The following is an 880-nucleotide window of genomic DNA, read 5'->3' as shown; positions in this document are numbered from 1 at the left end:
GAACCAAGCAGGTCGAGGACACGGCCGCCGGCACGGCGTGGAAGCCGTCGAAGCGGCCGGCATAGGGGACTAGAGCCGCCCGCTCGGCCTCGAAGGCCTGCCACACGGTTCGGTCGGGCTGCTCGGGATGTGGGTGGGCCTTGGCGTAGGCGATCACCCCGTCGAGCAGCAGGGCGTTCAGCTCGTCGTAGCTCCTCACCCGGATGCGCGGCGTGAACAGGCGCTCGCGCACCAGTCCGACCTGGTTCTCGACCTGCCCCTTCTCCCAGCCCGAGGCCGGAGTGCAGGCTACCGGCTCGACGAGATAGTGCGAGCACATCTGTAGGAAGCGGCGATTGTAGGCGCGCTCACGTCCGACGAAGATCGCGTCCACAGCGGTCTTCATGTTGTCGTAGATCCCACGCTGGCAGGCGCCGCGGAAGAACGCGAACGCCCGGTCGTGGGCGTCGAACACCATCCCCTGGCTCTCGCGCGGGTAGGCCCGCACGAACGGCATGCGCGAGTGGCAGAGCCGGACGTGGGCGACCTTGATCTCCGTGGTCGTGCCGCCGATCAGCACTGTCTCGTGGCTCCAGTCGAACTGGTAGGCCTCGCCCGACGCGAAGGAGAGCGGCACGAACGCCTGGGCTGTGACGGCGGTGCGCTCGCGCTTCCAGCCTTTGGCATAGCGGCGCACCGCGTCGTAGCCGCCCTCGTAGCCGAGCCCACGCAGAGCCTCGTAGATGCGCATCAGCGTCAGGCCGAGACCGCCCGGGAAGCGACCCGCGCCAAGCTCGTCGCCGTGGTGGCCACCGTGGTCGGCCTCGCGGTCGCCGCCGCCGCATTGCTGTTCGCGATCTTCGGAATCGCCCGGCCGATCGCGCGCATGACCGGTGCGATG

At 69.2% G+C, this 880-nt stretch carries 1 pseudogene; it reads right to left on the bottom strand.

The annotated features are described in order from the left end of the window. Positions 1–739: pseudogene (gene istA / locus MKK84_RS18890) on the bottom strand (IS21 family transposase); the annotation flags it as partial. Between the last annotated feature and the right edge of the window lie 141 nt (positions 740–880).

The sequence above is a fragment of the Methylobacterium sp. E-065 genome (genome assembly GCF_022829605.1).
Taxonomy (GTDB): domain Bacteria; phylum Pseudomonadota; class Alphaproteobacteria; order Rhizobiales; family Beijerinckiaceae; genus Methylobacterium.
This window is presented reverse-complemented; position numbering and strand designations above follow the sequence as displayed.